The 19254-nt window shown below is 61.0% G+C and carries 17 protein-coding genes; 5 read left to right on the top strand and 12 right to left on the bottom strand.

The annotated features are described in order from the left end of the window. Positions 1-13: 13 nt before the first annotated feature. On the bottom strand, positions 14-580 hold the full coding sequence (gene rsmD / locus GGD46_RS00565; protein ID WP_184700774.1) for a 16S rRNA (guanine(966)-N(2))-methyltransferase RsmD: 567 nt from the start codon (positions 578-580) through the stop codon (positions 14-16). 6 nt (positions 581-586) lie between these two features. Then, a complete protein-coding gene (locus GGD46_RS00560) occupies positions 587-2638 on the bottom strand; it encodes a pseudouridine synthase (protein WP_184700772.1) in 2052 nt (683 codons plus the stop codon). Positions 2639-2710: 72 nt separating this feature from the next. Between GGD46_RS00560 and GGD46_RS00555 the strand changes: the two genes are divergently transcribed. Then, positions 2711-3169 carry a nucleoside deaminase gene (locus GGD46_RS00555; protein WP_184700770.1) on the top strand — a complete coding sequence of 153 codons (459 nt, stop codon included), beginning with the start codon at positions 2711-2713 and terminating at the stop codon, positions 3167-3169. A 38-nt stretch (positions 3170-3207) separates the two neighbouring features. Here GGD46_RS00555 and GGD46_RS00550 read toward each other — a convergent pair whose 3' ends face one another. The 6 genes from GGD46_RS00550 to GGD46_RS00525 form a co-directional block, all read right to left on the bottom strand. Further along, positions 3208-3837, bottom strand: a complete 630-nt coding sequence (locus GGD46_RS00550; protein ID WP_184700768.1) for a hypothetical protein — start codon at positions 3835-3837, stop codon at positions 3208-3210. A 234-nt stretch (positions 3838-4071) separates the two neighbouring features. Next, on the bottom strand, positions 4072-6957 hold the full coding sequence (gene ileS, locus GGD46_RS00545; protein WP_184700766.1) for an isoleucine--tRNA ligase: 2886 nt from the start codon (positions 6955-6957) through the stop codon (positions 4072-4074). A gap of 297 nt (positions 6958-7254) precedes the next feature. After that, positions 7255-8730, bottom strand: coding sequence for a monocarboxylate uptake permease MctP (mctP, locus tag GGD46_RS00540; protein WP_184700764.1), 1476 nt, complete (start codon positions 8728-8730; stop codon positions 7255-7257). Next, entirely contained in the window at positions 8720-8917 is a 198-nt protein-coding gene (locus tag GGD46_RS00535) for a DUF3311 domain-containing protein (protein WP_184700762.1), read from the bottom strand. The genes mctP and GGD46_RS00535 overlap by 11 nt, the downstream gene beginning before the upstream one ends. A 133-nt stretch (positions 8918-9050) precedes the next feature. Further along, a complete protein-coding gene (locus GGD46_RS00530; RefSeq protein WP_184700760.1) occupies positions 9051-10034 on the bottom strand; it encodes a bifunctional riboflavin kinase/FAD synthetase in 984 nt (327 codons plus the stop codon). Between the two features lie 15 nt (positions 10035-10049). Next, on the bottom strand, positions 10050-10898 hold the full coding sequence (locus GGD46_RS00525; protein ID WP_184700758.1) for a TIGR01459 family HAD-type hydrolase: 849 nt from the start codon (positions 10896-10898) through the stop codon (positions 10050-10052). A 424-nt stretch (positions 10899-11322) separates the two neighbouring features. On the opposite strand from GGD46_RS00525, the gene groES reads away from it, so the two are divergent. The 3 genes from groES (at position 11323) to GGD46_RS00510 (ending at position 14365) form a co-directional block, all read left to right on the top strand. Continuing rightward, positions 11323-11616: a co-chaperone GroES gene (gene groES, locus GGD46_RS00520; RefSeq protein ID WP_034488329.1), complete on the top strand. Its 294-nt coding sequence runs from the start codon at positions 11323-11325 to the stop codon at positions 11614-11616. Between the two features lie 76 nt (positions 11617-11692). After that, positions 11693-13333 (top strand): chaperonin GroEL, encoded by a 1641-nt coding sequence (gene groL, locus GGD46_RS00515; protein WP_184700756.1) that lies wholly within the window; start codon positions 11693-11695, stop codon positions 13331-13333. Between the two features lie 585 nt (positions 13334-13918). After that, on the top strand, positions 13919-14365 hold the full coding sequence (locus GGD46_RS00510; protein ID WP_210325420.1) for a hypothetical protein: 447 nt from the start codon (positions 13919-13921) through the stop codon (positions 14363-14365). A gap of 52 nt (positions 14366-14417) precedes the next feature. Here the strand turns inward: GGD46_RS00510 and GGD46_RS00505 are convergent, their stop codons facing one another. Then, positions 14418-15125, bottom strand: a complete 708-nt coding sequence (locus tag GGD46_RS00505; RefSeq protein ID WP_184700752.1) for a glutathione binding-like protein — start codon at positions 15123-15125, stop codon at positions 14418-14420. A 211-nt stretch (positions 15126-15336) separates the two neighbouring features. On the opposite strand from GGD46_RS00505, the gene GGD46_RS00500 reads away from it, so the two are divergent. Further along, positions 15337-15780 carry a DoxX family protein gene (locus GGD46_RS00500; RefSeq protein WP_184700750.1) on the top strand — a complete coding sequence of 148 codons (444 nt, stop codon included), beginning with the start codon at positions 15337-15339 and terminating at the stop codon, positions 15778-15780. Between the two features lie 81 nt (positions 15781-15861). Here the strand turns inward: GGD46_RS00500 and hisG are convergent, their stop codons facing one another. Genes hisG through hisS form a run of 3 tightly spaced genes read right to left on the bottom strand, consistent with a single transcriptional unit; the run spans position 15862 to position 19189 of the window. Continuing rightward, the gene (hisG, locus tag GGD46_RS00495) at positions 15862-16557 is read right to left on the bottom strand and encodes an ATP phosphoribosyltransferase (protein ID WP_184700748.1); all 696 of its coding nucleotides are present in this window, start codon (positions 16555-16557) and stop codon (positions 15862-15864) included. Continuing rightward, entirely contained in the window at positions 16557-17675 is a 1119-nt protein-coding gene (locus GGD46_RS00490; RefSeq protein ID WP_184700746.1) for an ATP phosphoribosyltransferase regulatory subunit, read from the bottom strand. Before GGD46_RS00490 ends, hisG begins: the two co-directional genes overlap by 1 nt. Next, positions 17675-19189 (bottom strand): histidine--tRNA ligase, encoded by a 1515-nt coding sequence (hisS, locus tag GGD46_RS00485; protein ID WP_184700744.1) that lies wholly within the window; start codon positions 19187-19189, stop codon positions 17675-17677. The genes GGD46_RS00490 and hisS overlap by 1 nt, the downstream gene beginning before the upstream one ends. Positions 19190-19254 lie beyond the last annotated feature (65 nt).

Genomic DNA, 19254 nt, shown 5'->3' with positions numbered 1-19254 from the left:
TCTCCTTCCACCGCTATGCCGATCGCGGCTGATAACGGAAGAAATGCATCTTGCTGTCGCCGAAGGTGCGCACCTCCAGAAACAGGAAGTCCGGCGGCACTGCAACGGTCACATCGGCGCGCTCCTCAAGGATCGCGAGGGCTCCCGGCACCAGCCAGCCGCCTGCTGCGGCAGCGGCAAAGGCCTTTTCGCCAAAACCCTTGCCATAAGGCGGATCCGCAAAGAGAAAATCGAAAGGCTCGAGATTGCCGACGCTGCCGAGATCGGTCGCGTCCCGCCGCAACATGCGTGTGCGGCCATGCAAGCCGAGCGCATCGATGTTTTCCCAGAGCAGGCCCCTGCCTTCGACACTGCTTTCGACGAACAGCACATGGCGGCAGCCGCGGGAGGCTGCCTCCAGGCCGACCGCACCCGTGCCGGCGAAAACATCCATCATCCGGGTGCTGTCGATGGCCTCCGGATAGGCATGGCTCAGAATATTGAACAGGCTCTCGCGCGTGCGATCCGCCGTCGGACGAATGTCGTTCGACTTCGGCGTTGCAAGCGAGCGACCGCGAAACTCACCGCCGACGATCCTCACAGCGCGTCAGCCCCTTCCGCCCTTGGGGCCGCCCCTGCCGGCGCCACCGCGACCGGGACCACCACGGCCCGGGCCACCGGACGGACGACCGCCGCCACCGGGCTTGCCGCCAAAGCCGCGCGGGCCGCCGGGCTTGCCACCCGGTTTGCCGCCAAAGGATTTACCACCACCCGGCTTCTTGCCGAAGGGCTTGCCGGCCGGCCGATCACCGAAGGAACGCTCTCCCTGCGGACGGTCACCGAAGGGCCGATCGCTACGCGGCGGGCGGTCCCCAAATGGGCGATCACCCCGAGGCTTATCACCAAAAGGACGGTCACCGCGGGGACGCTCGGAGCGCTGCTCGCCATCGAAGGACCTGGCGCGCGGACGCTCGTCTCCCCCGGCACGCGGACGCCGGTCACCACGGGGCTTGTCACCAATAGGACGGTCACCGCGTGGTGGACGATCCCCAAACGGGCGGTCGCTGCGGGGACGTTCGGAACGGGCTTCGCCGCCGAAGGACTTCGCACGAGGACGGTCGCCACCCTCTGGTCGCGAGCCGCGGGGTTTGTCGCCATAGGCACGATCCCCACGAGGCTTGTCGCCAAAGGACCGGTCGCCACGCGGAGGACGGTCGCCAAATGGACGGTCGCGCGGCGGACGATCACCCTGAGGGCGATCGCCGCGGGGGCGGTCAGAGGAGCGCTTACGATCGAAGCCTTCGTCATCGCCGCGCGACCTGCGCGGCGCTTCCTCGCTCGAACGGATCCATTCGCCATCACCCTCGTCGACGCGATTGATGCGAACGCGGGGCCCCTCGTCCGGGCGGTCGAAGCCGCCGCGCTGGGGACGCTCAGGTTCGCCGCGCCTTGTGGCGGTCTTGATATTCTTAGCGGCCTTTGCAGCTGCTTTTTCGCCGAGTGGGCGGGCGCCAGGCGCCATCCAGACATTGGCGTTGCGGCGCGCGCCAAGCGGCTGGCGCTGCGGCCGGTCCTCGTCCTTGCGGCCACCTTCTCGACGGCCTTCATCCCGGCGATCATCGCGCTTGGTATCGAGACGGCTCAAGGCCCGCTCGCGCTTGTCTTCCGGGCGCTCGCGACGAGGACGTTCTTCCTTGGTCGGGCGTGCGGAGGCCGTGCGCGCAGGCTTCGCCTCCACCTCTTCGGCATCAGCAACAGCCGGAGCATTGTAGAGCGGTGCGTCGAAATTCGCCTTGGCATCCTCAACCAGACGCGGGCCGAGCTGATCGCGCAGCGTACGACCGCGGACTTCGAGCACGCGCCCTTCCGGCAACTCGCCCAGCTGGAACGGACCGTAGGAAATGCGGATGAGGCGATTGACATCAAGGCCGAGCGCGCCCAGCACGTTCTTGATTTCGCGGTTCTTGCCTTCGCGCAGGCCCATGGTGATCCAGACGTTGGATCCCTGCGTGCGGTCGAGCGTCGCCTCGATCGAGCCGTAGAGCACGCCGTCGACGGCGATGCCTTCCTTCAGCTTGTCGAGCGCTTCCTGATCGATCTCGCCATGGGCGCGGACGCGGTAGCGGCGCAGCCAGCCTGTCGTCGGCAGCTCGAGAACGCGCGCAAGGCCGCCGTCATTGGTCAGCAGCAGCAAACCTTCGGTGTTGATATCGAGACGGCCGATCGACATGACGCGCGGCAGTTCTTCCGGCAGGTTGTCGAAAACGGTCGGGCGCCCTTCCGGGTCGGCATTGGTCGTCACCAGGCCGGCCGGCTTGTGGTAGAGCCACAGACGCGTGCGCTCGATGCCGCGGATCGGCACGCCATCGACCTCGATCTTGTCCGAAAGGGTCACGTTGACCACCGGCGTTTCCAAGAGGACGCCATTGAGCGTGACGCGACCGTCGAGGATCATGCGCTCGATGTCACGACGCGAGGCTACGCCGGCGCGCGCCATGACCTTGGAAATGCGCTCAGCCTTTCCATCTCCGGCTGCCGCCTCGGCTACAGCGCCTGCGGCCGAAGCCTTCGCCGGCTTCGCAGCATCGCGCTTTATCGTCTTCTTGTCGCCAGCAAAGGGTTTCGACCCAGGCCGCTTGGGCTTGTCATTCATTGTCATTTGTTGTTTGCCTGAATTTTTAAGGCGTGTTCCTATCAGGTCGCGCCCCTGCGGTTAAGTGGAAAATCTTGAATGGCGGCTACAAATCATTTCATGGAGCTTGCACTCGCCGAAGCGCGCAGTGCCGGAGAGCGTGGCGAAGTGCCGATCGGTGCCGTCGTCGTCCTCGACGGCAAGATCATCGCCAGGGCCGGCAATCGCACCCGCGAACTCAATGACGTCACCGCCCATGCCGAAATCGTCGCCATCCGCCTGGCCTGCGAAGAGCTCAGCCAGGAGCGGCTTGCAGGCGCCGATCTCTATGTCACGCTGGAGCCCTGCACCATGTGCGCCGCGGCCATTTCGTTCGCGCGCATCCGCCGTCTTTACTATGGCGCCGAGGATCCGAAGGGTGGCGGTGTCGACAATGGCGTGCGATTCTATCAGCAACCAACTTGCCATCATGCGCCGGAGGTCTATTCCGGCCTCGGCGAGATTAGTTCCGCCGAAATTCTGAGACGCTTCTTTCAAGCGAAACGCTCCGAAGACTGAAAAGCGGCGGAGCTGGCGCCGCCGCTTTCTCAAGTTGCTTACTGGAAGGGCTTCCACCAACTGCTGTTGTTGGACTGCTGCGCAGCTTCGGCATCCTTCTTGCGCTTCTTTTCCTTCTTCGACTCGGGCGTGCCGACGTCGTTAAGAGCTGCCGGATCGGAAACCTGACGATATTCCTGCGGCGGGTCGATGAGGTAGCGGCGCTGATCGATGTAAGTACCGGCCTGATCCTGGCGGGCGGCGCGATAGGCGGCCGTCTGCTGCGCTTCGGTCATGCGGTTCTTGCTGGTGTCGGCCTGAGCCAGCGGCGAACGATAGTTGACGTCGTTCTTCTTCGCGTCGGCTTCCGCTGCGAGGCGCTTACGGGCGTCTTCTGGCGATTCCAGCCAAGCCGGATTGTCCTTGCTTGCCAGCGACTGCTGCGGCACCGTGAGCGCGTCTTTGTCTCCACCCACGACAAGGCCGGGGCGGTTCGGATACTTCACGCCCTTATCCTTCGGCGTCGCGGCCGAAACGGAAGCGATATCGCCAAGATCGTCCATGAGCTGCACGCCAGCCGTCTTGCCGGTACCGTAAGTCGGGCTGCTGAGGCAGCCGGACATCACGCCGCAGCCAATCACAAGTGCCGTCAAGCTGACGCCGACACGAACGCTATGCATCGCTCTCATGAATACCCTTCCCAGCCATGCCGGAATAAACGTAACAGAACCCCATTTCACGGCAACTGCCGCAAAAATCAGGCCAATTTCAGGCAGCTTTTACCGGATGAACACTGCAAAGGCAATTCACCCGGTAATATTCTTCAGTTGACACTAGAGCGCCGTGCTTCCTTTTGGAAGCACAAAGGACGCTCTACCTCTTTTACTCTACGCATCAGGCTTTTCGAAAATCGATTCCTATCTTCAGGCCGATGCTGTAGCGAGTTCGCGCAGCGCCAAAGCGTCACGCGCCGAGACATCCGGGTATTCCGGGTCTGAGCCGACGTCGGTCGTGATGCGCCACGAACGGGCACATTTGCGGCCTTCGGCAAGCTTCGGAAGCACGCTGACCTTGGCGGCATCGTCGAGACGGAATGCATCCGCCGGGCCTTCGCCGCTCTCGATGGTGATGCTCGACGTGATGCAGATTTCCGAGAAATCCTGCCCTTCAAGCGCCTTCAACAGCTCAGGATCGGCGACATAGACGACCGGGGCGGCTTCCAGCGAGGAGCCGATCCGCTTGTCCTTGCGCTCGATTTCAAGCGCGCCGGTAACGACGCTGCGCACAGCGCGGATTGTCTTCCACTTCTCGGCGAGCGCTTCGTTCTTCCATTCGGAAGGAACGGTCACGAACTGCTCGAGATGCACGGAAACAGCCGACGGATTGCGCGACAGCCATGCCTCTTCCGTCGTGAACGGCAGCATCGGCGCCAGCCACGTCACCATGCAGTCGAAGATCGTGCGGATGACGGCGAGCGAGGCGCGGCGGCGCAGGCTCGATGGCGCATCGCAGTAGAGCGCGTCCTTGCGGACATCGAAGTAGAAGGCCGACAGCTCGACATTGGCGAAATCGATCAGGGCGCGGGCGATGCGCTTGAAGTCGAAGGCGTCGTAACTTTCGCGCACCAGCTCGTCGAGCTCGGCAAGACGGTGCAGCATCAGCTGCTCTAGCTCCGGCATATCGGCATAGGCGATGACCTCACCCTTGTCGTGCGCCAGCGTGCCGAGCATCCAGCGGATGGTGTTGCGCAGCTTGCGATAGGCGTCGACATTGGTCTGGATGATGGCTTTGCCGACGCGGAGGTCTTCGGCATAGTCCGAGGTCATGACCCAGAGGCGCAGAATATCAGCGCCGGCATCCTTCATCACTTCCTGCGGCGACGTGACATTGCCCTTGGACTTCGACATCTTTTCGCCCTTCTCGTCCATGGTGAAACCATGGGTGAGGACGGCATCATAGGGCGCGCGGCCACGCGTCGCCGCACTTTCGAGCAGCGACGAATGGAACCAGCCGCGATGCTGGTCGGAGCCTTCGAGATAGAGATCGGCCGGCCATTTCAGATCCGGGCGGTCCTCCAGGGTAAAGGTGTGGGTCGAGCCCGAGTCGAACCAGACGTCGAGAATGTCCATGACCTGCGTCCAGGGCTCGTTGGCCTTCGCGCCGAGGAAGCGCTCGCGAGCACCTTCGGCAAACCAGGCATCAGCCCCTTCCTTTTCGAAGGCTTCGAGGACGCGGGCATTGACGTCGTCGTCCTGCAGGATCTTGCCCTGCTCATCGACGAAGATCGCGATCGGCACGCCCCAGGCGCGCTGGCGCGAAAGGACCCAATCCGGGCGCTGCTCGATCATGGCGCGCAGACGGTTCTGGCCGGCAGCCGGTACGAAGCGGGTGTCGTCGATCGCCTTCAGGGCACGACTACGCAGCGTCGAGCCGTCATCGAAGTCCTTGTCCATATAGACGAACCACTGCGGCGTATTGCGGAAGATGACCGGCTTCTTCGAGCGCCAGGAATGCGGGTAGGAATGCTTCAGCCTGCCGCGCGCAAAGAGCGTGTTCGTCTCGATCAGCGCCTTGATGACTATGTCGTTGGCGTTGCCCTTCTTGCCGTTGTCGTCCATGACGCGGCCACCCTCGAAGCCGGGAGCGTCGGCCGTATAGAAGCCGGCGTCATCGACCGGGAACGGGATGGTGGCCGAGATACCGCGCTTTTCGAGATCACGCGCATGCGACATCCAGGCGTCAAAGTCCTCGCGACCGTGGCTCGGTGCGGTGTGCACGAAGCCCGTACCAGCATCGTCGGTGACGTGATCGCCATCGAGCAGCGGCACCTTGAAGTCGTAGCCGAGAGAGGCGAGCGGATGCGCGCAGGTGATAGCAGCCAGATCGTCGGCAGAGACATCGGCCAGACGCTTGTACTGCAGTTTTGCCTTGGCGAAGGATTCTTCCGCAAGCTTATCGGCGAAGATCAGCTTCTCGCCGGGGCGCGGGCCGAAATCGTTGGCGGCTTCCGTAACTTCGTAAAGCCCGTAGGACACGCGCGACGAATAGGCGATCGCACGGTTGCCGGGGATCGTCCAAGGGGTCGTCGTCCAGATGACGACGAAGGCGCCGGCAAGATGTGCAGAGCCTTCGGCCACCGGGAACTTAACCCAGATCATGTCGCTCTCGACATCGGCATATTCGACTTCGGCTTCGGCGAGCGCGGTGCGCTCGACCACCGACCACATGACCGGCTTGGAGCCACGGTAAAGCTGGCCGGTACGGGCGATCTTCAAAAGCTCGCCGGCGATGCGGGATTCCGCATGGAAGTTCATGGTGAGATAGGGATTGTCGAAATCGCCGACGATGCCGAGGCGCTTGAACTCCTCGGACTGGATCTTGATCCAGCCGGCGGCAAAGTCGCGGCATTCCTGGCGAAACTCGTTCACCGGAACCTCGTCCTTGTTCTTGCCCTTCTCGCGATACTTTTCCTCGATCTTCCACTCGATCGGCAGGCCGTGGCAGTCCCAGCCCGGAACGTAATTGCTGTCATAGCCGCGCATCTGGAATGAGCGGGTGATGACGTCCTTCAGGATCTTGTTAAGCGCGTGGCCGATATGGATGTGGCCGTTTGCATAGGGAGGGCCGTCATGCAGGACGAACTTCTCACGGCCGGCGGCGGAGGCGCGCAGCTTTTTGTAGAGGTCCATCTGCTGCCAGCGGCCCACCAGCTCCGGCTCCTTTTGCGGCAGGCCGGCGCGCATCGGAAAATCAGTTTCCGGCAGGTAAAGGGTCTTGGAATAGTCCATCTTTTCGGTGGTATCGGTCATAGTTCTGACAATTGCCTCGGTGTCTCGGGCGTCTTGCGCTTGAAAAGCGCAGCCATATGGGGATTTTTCGGCGGCGGAAAGCGCCCTGGGAGCGGGCGCCAAAAACCCGGACCTTCCGGCAGCTTAAAGCGCGCGGAAGGCCGGGCCAATAATTCGTATCGATAGGCTCAGCCGAAATTGGGTCATAGCCGCCGGTTCATAGGCGTTTTTTCCAAGGAAAGGAAGAGGAAACAACGCGCGCGGCACATAGAAAGACCGCGGACGTTTCCGCCAGCGGTCGATAGGGTGTTGCGCGTATCAGGCGCGCGCGGTGGCGCGTGCCGGCATGACTGCATTGAGGATGACGGCAACGACGATGTTTGCCGCCAGCGCCAAAAGCCCCGTATAGGCCGTGAAACCGGCATCTCCGAGGGGAACCATATGCAGCGGCTTCCAGCCGGCATCCCAGACAAGGTAGGTGCCGCCGAAGAAGCCGACGAACCAGCCGGCCAGCAGCGCAGGCGCCCGGAACCATTTGGTATAAAGGCCGAAGACCAGGGCCGGCAGGGTTTGCAATATCCAGATCCCGCCTAAAAGCTGCAGATCGAGTGCAAATTGCGTCGGCAGGAAAATGATGACGAGAAGCGCGCCGATTTTGACGATGAGCGAGGTCATCTTGGCGACCTTTGCCTCGCCGGCATCGGAAACCTGCGGATCGATATAGGCCTTCCAGAAGTTACGGGTGAAGAGGTTGGCAGCGCCGATGCTCATCACGGCGGCAGGGACGAGCGCGCCGATGGCGATTGCCGCAAAGGCAAAGCCGGCAAACCAGCTTGAGAACAAGTTCTGGAACAGGGCCGGGACGACATCATTAGCGCTGTCCAGCTTCAGGTTTGCCGCGTGGCCCATGTAGCCGAGCAAGGCCAGCAGACCGAGCAGCAGCGTATAGGCCGGCAGTAGCACGGCATTCTTGCGAATGGTGTTGCCGCTGTTGGAGGCGAAGATGCCGGTGAGCGTATGCGGATACATGAAGGCCGCAAGCGCCGAGCCGAGCGCCAGGGTCGCATAGGCGACATACTGGTTGCCGCCAAGCAGCAGACTGCCCGCTCCCTTGGCCTTGAAATCCGCATCGGCCGCGGCAAAGACATTGGCATAACCGCCGAGTTTGGCCGGGATGAGCGCAATGGCGGCAATGACAACGATATAGATCATGATGTCTTTGACGAAGGCGATCAGCGCCGGCGCACGAAGGCCTGCAGAGTAGGTGTAGAGCGCCAGGATGATGAAGGCGACGGCGAGCGGCAATTCACCGTGAAGCCCGAGAGCCTTGAACACCGCCGTCATGCCGACGAGCTGCAGAGCGATATAGGGCATGGTCGCGATGACCCCGGTAAGCGCAACCGCCAGTTCGAGCGCACGGGAGCCGTATTGGCCGTGCACGACATCGCCTGCCGTGACGTAGCCATGATCCTTCGCGCGCCGCCACAGCAGCGGCATGACCATGAAGACGAAGGGGTAGACGACGATCGTATAGGGCAGCGCGAAAAAGCCGTAAGCGCCGACCGTGTAGACCAGTGCCGGTACGGCGATCACGGTATAGGCCGTGTAGAAGTCACCCCCGACGAGGAACCAGGTGATCCAGGTGCCGAAGGTGCGGCCGCCAAGGCCCCACTCGTCGATATGGGCAAGGGTCTTCGGCCGGCGCCAGCGGGCGGCCACGAAGCCCATGACGGTCACGAGCGCCAGAAAGAAGATGAAGACTGCAAGTGCTGTCGGATCGATATCAGTCGTCATTGCGCATGCTCCGATAAGCGATCCACGTCAGCAGAGCGGTGATCGGCACCCAGGCCAGTTGATACCAGTAGAAGAAGGGGAAGCCGAGCAGAACCGGATCGTGAGCGTTATAGAAGGGGACCCAAAGCAAGCCTATATAGGGGATGACGAGCAGCCAGCAGGCCGCCGTTCCAAAACGTTTGTCCATTACCTGCGCCTTTCGGAAAAGGGACGCGGCGACTCGCGCCCTGCAATATGAGCATTGCAGCATCTTTCCACGCGCTCAAGGCAAAAAGATACCGCACTGCCGCAATCCCTGCGCGCAGTTTTCTATAATGAAGTCAGGAGAAGGCGATGCAGCGATCGATGTCGCTCAGTGGCTGGACGCCGGCAAGAAGCGCCCTTGCCTCTTCTTCATCTTTTCGGATCTGTGCGACCAGAGGATCCAGCCCGTCGAATTTCAGTTCCGGGCGGAGATAGCCGAAGAAGGACACCGAACAGATTTGGCCATAGAGATCGCCGCTGAAATCGAAGACGAAGGTTTCAAGCAGCGGCGCGCCATTGTCCGTCACCGTTGGGCGGCGACCATAGCTCGCAACAGCATCGCGAATGATGCCGTCGGCTGCGCGGAACCTCACGGCATAAATGCCGGCCTTCAGCGATATTTCCGGCGGAAGCTGCATGTTTGCCGTTGGGAAGCCGAGCGTACGACCGAGCTTCTCGCCGCCGATGATGGGCGCTTCGACGGTATAGCGATAACCGAGCATCCCGGCGACCTGGGCCACCTCCCCGTCGGCGAGCAATGTGCGGATGCGGCTTGAGGAGATAACCTCGGCATTTTCATCGCGAAAAGCATCGATGAGCGTTACGCCGAAACCGTTGCGGCTGCCGGCGTTCATCAGGAAGGCCGGGCCACCCTGGCGATCATGGCCGAAATGGAAGTCGAAGCCGGTGACGACTTCGGAAGCGTGCAGCCAATCGATCAGGATCGAATGAACGAACTCATCGGCCGAGCGTTGAGAGAAAGCGCGGTCGAATGGATATTCGATGACGGCATTGAAACCGATGGCTTCGAGCAGACGCGCCTTCAGCGGCGCCGGCGTCAGGCGGAATACGGGGTGATCCGGGCGAAACACGGTGCGCGGATGCGGCTCGAAAGTCAGCACGAGAGCCGGAATGCCGCGCTCCCTGGCAATCTCCAGCGCGCGATCAAGCACCGATTGATGACCGCGATGAACGCCGTCGAAATTGCCGATGGCGACGACACCGCCCTTGAGAGCATCCGGAAGCGCGTCGCGCGTCTCGTTGCGATGGAAAACGGTCATCGGCTACCACTCCGGTCAGACTAGGCGCGGCATCCACCACTTCGGTGAGGCCTGCTCGCGCGCCAGAAAGGCACCGAGAGCAGCCTCATCCGTATGCCCGTCGACCATATATTCGCGAGCGTGGATGCCATGGCTGATATAAAGAAGATCAAGGCCGTAATCGAGCGCTCCGCGCACATCGGTCGGCATGCCATCGCCGATGGCGACGACGCGCGACAGCGGAAACTCACTCCTGACCTCGCGGGCCGCGGCAATCGCCGCATTGTAGATCGGCTGATGCGGCTTGCCGGCGATACGCGTCTGGCCGCCGAGGCGCTCGTAATAGGCCGCCATGGCACCAGCGCAGGGGATCATCCGATGGCCGCGTTCGACCACGAGGTCCGGATTGGCGCAGATGAGCGGCACGTTGCGGACGGACCAAGCCATCAGCATGTCCGTATAGTCGTCAGGCGTTTCGGTCTCGTCGTCGAAGAAGCCGGTGCAGACGATGCTTTCGGCCTCACCGACATCGACGCGCTGGACATCCAGCCCTTCGAGGATGCCGGTATCCCGCTCCGGACCGAGCAGAAACACCTTCTTCGGGCCTTCGGCAATCAGCTTGCGGGTGACATCGCCCGACGTGATGATACGGTCGTAGACGCTGTCTGGAACGCCGATCGCCCGCAACTGCTCGACCACTTTGGGAGCGACACGCGGAGAGTTGGTGATGAGGACGACGGTTAGACCTTCAGCGCGGGCGGCTTCTAGCGCGATCGAGGCTTCCTTGTAGGCGGTGACGCCATTGTGAAGCACGCCCCAGACGTCGCAGAGCGCAACATCATAAAGTCCGCCAATCTCGCGAAAGCTCTCGATCCGTTTGCCCATGCCATCCTCGCATTACATAAATCACGGGCTGACATCGCAAACCGGCCGGCAAATTACAAGAGCGGCACGCGAGGTTTTTGCGCCGCACAAGGCCGGAATGACAGGCACCGGCAACCTCGGCGAAGCGCAAATAACGCGAGTTAGGCATCAGCAAGACTGCCAAGAAAGAGCGGCGCGACACCCTTCTCCATGAGCCCAAAAGTGGTGGAGTACATGCAACGGGATGCTAAGCGGGATCGCGATGGGCATTAATCATCCTAGAAACAAGGTGACCAGCGCCGTAAAAATTTCACAGTGCTGTTCTTGACTCACCCAGTAGCCACCCCTAAATCACGGTCGCTAGCACTCGCCGATGCTGAGTGCTAACAAAGCCCATACGGATCCCCCGCTGATCCGTGAAGTCATTTGATCGAGGGATTAGACAATGGCAACCAATTTCCGCCCCCTTCATGACCGCGTCGTCGTTCGTCGCGTTGAGTCCGAAGCAAAGACCAAGGGTGGTATCATCATTCCCGATACCGCCAAGGAAAAGCCGCAGGAAGGCGAAATCGTCGCTGTAGGCTCTGGCGTTCGTGATGAATCCGGCAAGGTCATCCCGCTCGACGTCAAGGCCGGCGATCGCATTCTGTTCGGCAAGTGGTCGGGCACCGAAGTCAAGCTTGATGGCGAAGACCTTCTCATCATGAAGGAAGCCGACATCATGGGTATCATCGGCTAATCCAGCCGGTTTCCCCTTTTCCGATACAGCTGACGGGCCATAAACCCGTTCAATGCGAATTCAGGAGTTTTTAGACATGGCAGCTAAAGAAGTAAAATTCGGCCGCAGCGCCCGCGAAAAGATGCTTCGTGGCGTTGATATCCTCGCTGACGCAGTGAAGGTCACGCTCGGCCCGAAGGGTCGTAACGTCGTTATCGACAAGTCCTTCGGCGCTCCGCGCATCACCAAGGACGGCGTTTCCGTCGCCAAGGAAATCGAACTCGAAGACAAGTTCGAAAACATGGGCGCCCAGATGGTCCGCGAAGTTGCTTCGAAGACCAACGACGTCGCCGGTGACGGCACCACCACTGCAACCGTTCTTGCCCAGGCGATCGTTCGCGAAGGCGCCAAGGCTGTTGCAGCCGGCATGAACCCGATGGACCTGAAGCGCGGTATCGACCTCGCTGTTGCAGAAGTCGTCAAGGATCTCCAGGCCAAGGCCAAGAAGATCAACACTTCGGAAGAAGTTGCGCAGGTCGGCACGATCTCCGCAAACGGCGAAAAGCAGATCGGTCTCGATATTGCTGAAGCCATGCAGAAGGTCGGCAACGAAGGCGTCATCACGGTTGAAGAAGCCAAGACCGCCGAAACCGAACTCGAAGTCGTCGAAGGCATGCAGTTCGACCGCGGCTACCTCAGCCCGTACTTCGTAACCAACCCGGAAAAGATGATCGCCGATCTCGAAGACGCGTTCATCCTCCTGCACGAGAAGAAGCTCTCGAACCTGCAGGCCATGCTCCCGGTTCTCGAAGCTGTCGTTCAGACCGGCAAGCCGCTCCTCATCATCGCTGAAGACGTCGAAGGCGAAGCTCTTGCTACGCTCGTCGTCAACAAGCTGCGCGGCGGCCTGAAGATTGCTGCTGTCAAGGCTCCTGGCTTCGGCGACCGCCGCAAGGCCATGCTGGAAGACATCGCCATCCTGACGGGCGGCACTGTCATCTCCGAAGACCTCGGCATCAAGCTCGAGTCCGTTACCCTCGACATGCTCGGCCGTTCCAAGAAGGTTTCGATCTCCAAGGAAAACACCACGATCGTCGACGGCGCTGGCGCCAAGTCCGACATCGAAGGCCGTGTTGCCCAGATCAAGGCTCAGATCGAAGAAACCACCTCCGACTACGACCGCGAAAAGCTGCAGGAACGTCTTGCCAAGCTCGCTGGCGGCGTTGCCGTGATCCGCGTCGGCGGCTCGACGGAAATCGAAGTGAAGGAAAAGAAGGACCGCATCGACGACGCTCTCAACGCGACGCGCGCTGCTGTTCAGGAAGGTATCGTACCGGGCGGCGGTATTGCTCTCCTGCGTTCTTCCACCAAGATCACTGCCAAGGGTGAAAACCAGGATCAGGAAGCTGGCGTCAACATCGTTCGCCGCGCCCTGCAGTCGCTGGTTCGCCAGATCGCTGAAAACGCTGGTGACGAAGCTTCGATCGTTGTCGGCAAGGTTCTCGACAAGAACGAAGACAACTACGGCTACAACGCCCAGACGTCCGAGTTCGGCGACATGATCGCAATGGGCATCGTCGACCCGGTCAAGGTTGTTCGCACGGCTCTGCAGAACGCAGCTTCGGTTGCTTCGCTGCTGATCACCACCGAAGCCATGATCGCTGAACTGCCGAAGAAGGATGCCCCTGCTGGCATGCCGGGCGGCATGGGCGGCATGGGCGGCATGGACATGATGTGATAGGCCAACGGCCTAATCACAGGAATGTCCATAAAGCTTCGCCCATGCACTTTTAGTGCTTCAGGCCGCCAAGCGGCCTGAAGTGGCGGCATGGACATGATGTGATAAGGCCTTAGCCTTATTCGATTGTTCAATCCGGCATCCGGAATTGACGAAGGGCGGCTCTCGGGCCGCCCTTTTTGTTGTGCCAAACCGATCCATGCGCAAATCCCGCAAGCTCTCCTGGCAATGCAATTTTGTGCAACTTCCCCATTGCCGTTTTAGAAAAAGCCCCTATAACTCGCAGCGCAGCGATTTTGGAGAGTAAGCTGCAATACACGAAAATTTTACTGATTTTGGGCAGGATTAACCTGCGGCGTGGCTTAGCCATGACCTTCGAGGTTGGGTTCGTCCAAATTTATTACTTGAAAATGACTTCGCAGGTCGGCTCGCCATCCGGGAACTTTGTTGAAAGACGACAATAGCGGAGGCGCGGTTCTGTTTTCTTCATGACGGTGCAGCAGGCAGTCAGACCTTCAATCCGACGACATATGGAATTCAAACGCAGTGCGCAGGAGCCCTTGCGCTCAAGTGGTGGGGATCAGCTTGTTCAAGATTGCCAAAGCAAATTTTGCGGCGCCGTTTGCGCCTGGCTCGCTGGCGTTTGACAGCCAAGATCCCGATCTCCTCGCGCAATTCTGTGTTTCCGAAGGCTGGACCGGCGACCTGTCGAGCGGGCTTATCAAGCTCGGGCAGTGGAGCACCATGCTGCATGGGTTGAGCTCTTCGGAATGCGGGCTCCTGAGCCTGATGCACTGCTACGATGCGCAGGATCGCGCGCGCATCCTCGATCTTTTCGAGCAGGCGGCAACGGCCACGTCGTCTTTCTGCTACTCGACAACGACCCGCGGCGCCAACGGTAATCGCCAGCCGATCTTCTGCGTCGGCGAATCGATCGCTGCGGACGAACGGCATTCCGGCAGCATGGTCGGCGTCTTCCTGTTTCCACGCTTCAAGCTGGAGCCGGGCAGCCAATTGGCGACCCGGCAGTAAGGCTGAAGCACAATAAGTGCGAGGGCTCCTGCCCTCGCTTCGCCAGACGCCGTCAATCCCGCTTCGGAATGTTCAGGCCGCGCTGGCTGGCCGGGCGTGCAAGCGCACGGTCGAGCCAAGCCATGACTGCGGGGAAGCTTTCAAACTCCAACACCTCACGACCGCCGTAGAAGACATCGACTCCGCGCACCCACGGGAAGGTGGTGATATCAGCAATGGTATATTCGTCGCCCATGATCCACTCGCGCCCCTGCAGGCGGCTTTCGAGAATACTCAGGAGACGCTTGGCTTCGTCGCGGTAGCGCTCTACCGGATATGAGTTGTTGGCGACCTTATCGGCGGCAAATTTGAAGAAATGACCGAACTGACCGAACATGGGGCCGACGCCTGCCATCTGGAAGAAAACCCATTCCAGCGTCTCGTAGCGGGCCGCAGCATCACTTGGGATGAGCTTGCCGGTTTTTTCCGCGAGGTAGACAAGGATCGCGCCGGATTCGAACAGGCCGAGCGGCTTGGCGCCCGGACCATTGGGATCGATGATCGCAGGGATGCGGCCATTTGGATTGAGCGATAAGAATTCAGGCGACTTCTGGTCATTGGTGCCAAAAGAGACGAGATGCGGCTCGTAAGGCAGACCCAGTTCTTCAAGAGCGATGGAAACCTTGACGCCATTCGGCGTCGGCAGCGAGTAGAGCTGAATGATATCCGGATTGCTGGCGGGCCAGCGCTTCGTGATCGGAAATGACGAGAGATCGGCCATGGAACTCGCTCCTTAAGACTATGATTTGGCAATGAATTGGCGCCACCATAGCCGATACCGCGCATATGGGAAGAGGCCTGCCAGCACCATTGTTCAATGATTGTGAACTAATTGTATGCAGTTGTTTATCTTTCCAGCCTCTGAAAAATCACGGATATCTGTCGCCAGAAATTGTCGCCACCGAACCAAAACGACTTCACTGGAGACTGTCATGTCCAATACCAACAACATCGTCATTCTTGTGGCGCGCATCCTGCTCGCCTTCATGTTCATCTTTGCCGGTTTCGGCAAGCTGACCGACCCGGCAGGCACGGCCGGCATGATCGCCGGCGCCGGAATGCCGGCCGCAACGCTGCTCACCTATCTTGCTGGCGCGTTTGAATTCGTCACCGGCGTCTGCGTTCTGATCGGCTTCCAGATCCGCATCGTCGGCTGGCTGCTCGCCGCCTTCTGCGTCTTCACCGGCATCGTCTTCCATCTGGGCACAATCAATGTTCCGGATTTCCCGGCAGCCGCCAACGGCTGGATCAACGGCCTGAACTTCGTGAACTTCCTGAAGAACATCACACTGGCCGGTGCCTACATCATGCTCGCCACCAATGGCGCAGGCGCCTACTCGCTCGACGCACGCCGCGGTGTCTACGCGACGGCTTGATTGACCGTATGCTTCCCAAGACAAAAAGCCCGCCTGGAACATCCAGGCGGGCTTTTTTTGCGTGAATAGGAAACAGAAAGATCAGAGCACGCTGCGCACCGCCGCAATGATGCGCTGAACCATCGGGTCGCCCTCATGGCTTTCCTTGCGGGCGCGCACCAGGCAGGCTTCCGAGCGAAGGATGATGCCATCCGACAGGATCTTCAGGTGATTGGCCCGCAAGGTCGAACCCGTCGAGGTGATGTCGACGATGATATCGGCTGAACCGGCAGCAGGAGCGCCTTCCGTCGCGCCGAGGCTTTCGACGATGCGGTAGAGTTGGATGCCGTGCTGGCTGGAGAAGAACTGTTGGGTCAGGCGCCAGTATTTCGTCGCAACCGTCAGTCTGTGGCCATGACGAGCACGGAAATCGGCGGCGACGTCGCCGAGGTCGGCCATCGTATCGACATCGAGCCAGATCTCCGGCACGGCGACGACGACATCGGCGTGACCGAAGCCAAGCCTTGCGCAGAATTCGACGCGGCGGTCGGCTTCCGCCATGCCCTCACGCACCAGATCCTCGCCGGTGATGCCGAAATCGACGCTGCCATTGCCGATCTCGCGGGAGATTTCCGAGGCCGACAGGAAGGCGATTTCGACACCATCCCAGCCCTCGACACGGCCGCGATAGGAGCGGTCGTTGCCAACGGCGACGATGGGCATGCCGGCGCGCTCGAAAACGGCCGAACAATCGTCCTTCATCCGGCCCTTGGAGGGCAGCGCAATGGTGATGGTCATCAGGCGGCCCTCGCATTTTCGATCCGGTCGAGCCAAAGCGCGAAACCGACGGCCGGGATATGGTCCTTGGCGCCGAGCAATGTCATCAGCCGGTCGAACCGGCCGCCGCCGGCAAGCACTGCGCTCGATCCGGCCACCGTCACCTCGAAAACGAGGCCGGTATAGTAATCGAGCGGGCGGCCGAAGGCGGCGCGATAATCAATCTTCGTGGCATCGACGCCGGCCTTGGCCAATGCGGCGACGCGGGCATCGAAGCTCTGCAATGCCTTGCCGAGCTTCAGGCCTGCCGCATCGGCAAAGCCGGCAAGCGCGGCAGAGGCATCCGCCAGCGGCACGCTCAAGGACAGGAATTCCTCCAATACGAGGAATGCGGCATCATCGAGCCGGGTTTCCGACAGCACCAGCTTCTCGCGAAGGCGGCGGGCGATTTCCTGCGGCGAGCGGCTGGCATTGGTGGAATATCCGGTTGCCTGCATGGTGGCGTCGATATGCTTGACCAGCCCCTGCTCGTCACCACGATTGAGGAAATCCAGCACATGCGCATCGAGCCCCGTGACCGGCTGCGGGCTTGCGAGCCGCGCCAGCAGGGTTTCGAGCTGCATCATGTTGCCGAAGGCGTGGATCAGCCGCTTCTGCCAGCCTGACGGCAGGCCGAGCGCCTGTACCACGGCCTCGAAAACGGCCTGATCGCCAAGCGTGACCGAGAGCGGCTTGCCGGGGACCAAACGGTTCAGAATGCCGATGGCATCGCCGATGGCGCGGGCGTCGGCGCTGGCCGTGTCGCCATCGCCTAGATCCTCGATCCCAGCCTGATAGAACTCATGACCGCCTTCGCGGCGCTGGCGAAAGATCTCGCCGAGATAGGAATAGCGCTTCGGCGTACCGGTAGCGGTTTCGATATGGCGCAGGCAGACCGGGATGGTGAACTCCGGACGCAAGCACAGGCTAGCGCCGGTTTCGCTCTCGGTCATGAAGATACGCCGGCGAAGATCTTCGCCGGCCATATCGAGAAAGGGTTCAGCCGGCTGGATGATGGGTGTATCCACCCTCTCCGTCCCGCGGAGGGTAAACTCATCAAGCAAATCGCCGGCGAAATCCGGAAGGTTGATCAGGGGCATCAGCCCGCCCTCTTCCGGTCTTCCGCGTGCGCCGCCAATATTTCCTGCACCTTCGCGATCAGCTCGGATTCCGGCACGGTTTCCTGCGCCACGCGAGCCTCGCGCCAGCTGGCATTGTCCTCGATCTCACCGGAGAGGCGCTTGCCTTCGATCAGATCCTTGATCTGGACGACGCCCTGGGCGCGCTCATCGCCACCCTGGATGATGGCGATCGGGCAGCCGCGGCGATCGGCATATTTCAGCTGGTTGCCGAACTTCTTCCAGTTGCCCTGGAACATCTCGGCGCGGATGCCGGCGGCGCGCAGCTGCTGCGTGAAGCGTTGATAGCGCCCCATGGCGTCGACATCGCCATCCATGACGGTGACGAGCACTGGCTCGATCACTTCTTCCGTGCCGAGCTTGCCGAGGTTCTTCAGCGCCGTCATCAGGCGCGACACGCCGATGGAGAAGCCGGTGGCCGGCACCGGCTGACCCATGAAGCGCGAGACGAGCCCGTCATAACGGCCGCCGCCGCCGACCGAGCCGAAGACGACCTTTTCGCCCTTCTCGTTGGTGACGTCGAACAGCAGCTCGGCTTCGTAGACCGGACCGGTGTAATATTCGAGGCCGCGAACGACGGATGGATCGATCTTGATGCGATCGGCCTGATATCCGGCGCTGGTCACGAGGCTGCCGATGAAATTCAGCTCGTCGACGCCCTCGACGCCGTTGGACGTGCCGGCAACAAGCTCCGCAAGCTGAACAGCGCTTTCGGCGTAGTCCTTGATGCCGACGAAGAAGAGCACCTTCTCGATCTGATCGGCATTGAGGCCGGCACCCTTGGTGAAGTCGCCGGACTCGTCCTTGCGGCCGGGGCCGAGAAGCAGCGCCACGCCTTCCGGGCCGAACTTATCGAGCTTGTCGATGGCGCGCAGTACGTTCAGGCGCTGGCCGGCCTTGTCGTCGCCGCCGAGACCGATGGCTTCCAGCACGCCGTCGAGAACCTTGCGGTTGTTGACGCGGATCACATAGTCGCCACGCTTGATGCCCAAAGCTTCCAGCGTGTCAGCCATCATCATGCACATTTCGGCATCCGCCTGCACGCCCGGTGCGCCGACGGTATCGGCGTCGAACTGCATGAACTGGCGGAAACGGCCTGGGCCCGGCTTCTCGTTGCGGAAAACATAGCCGGCACGATAGGTGCGGTAGGGAAGCTGGATCTCGTTGAAGTTCTCGGCGACATGACGGGCAAGCGGCGCCGTCAGGTCGTAACGCAGCGACATCCACTGCTCGTCATCATCCTGAAGCGAGAACACGCCCTCGTTCGGCCGGTCGCTATCGGGCAGGAACTTGCCGAGCGCATCGGTATATTCGAACAGCGGCGTTTCGACAGGATCGAAACCATAATGCTCGTATACCCTACGGATCTTAGAGGTCATTTCGTTGACGGCACGAATGTCGCTGGCCGAACGATCGACAAAGCCACGCGGCAGGCGGGCCTTGAGCTTCTGCGGTTTCTTCTGTTTGTCGCTCATATCTAGGGTAATCCGGTACGGGAACAGTCGCGGTTAACTAGCGGATTGGGCTGAGTGCGGCAAGG

The sequence above is a fragment of the Martinezella lusitana genome (genome assembly GCF_014207095.1).
Lineage (GTDB): Bacteria > Pseudomonadota > Alphaproteobacteria > Rhizobiales > Rhizobiaceae > Rhizobium > Rhizobium lusitanum_B.
This window is presented reverse-complemented; position numbering and strand designations above follow the sequence as displayed.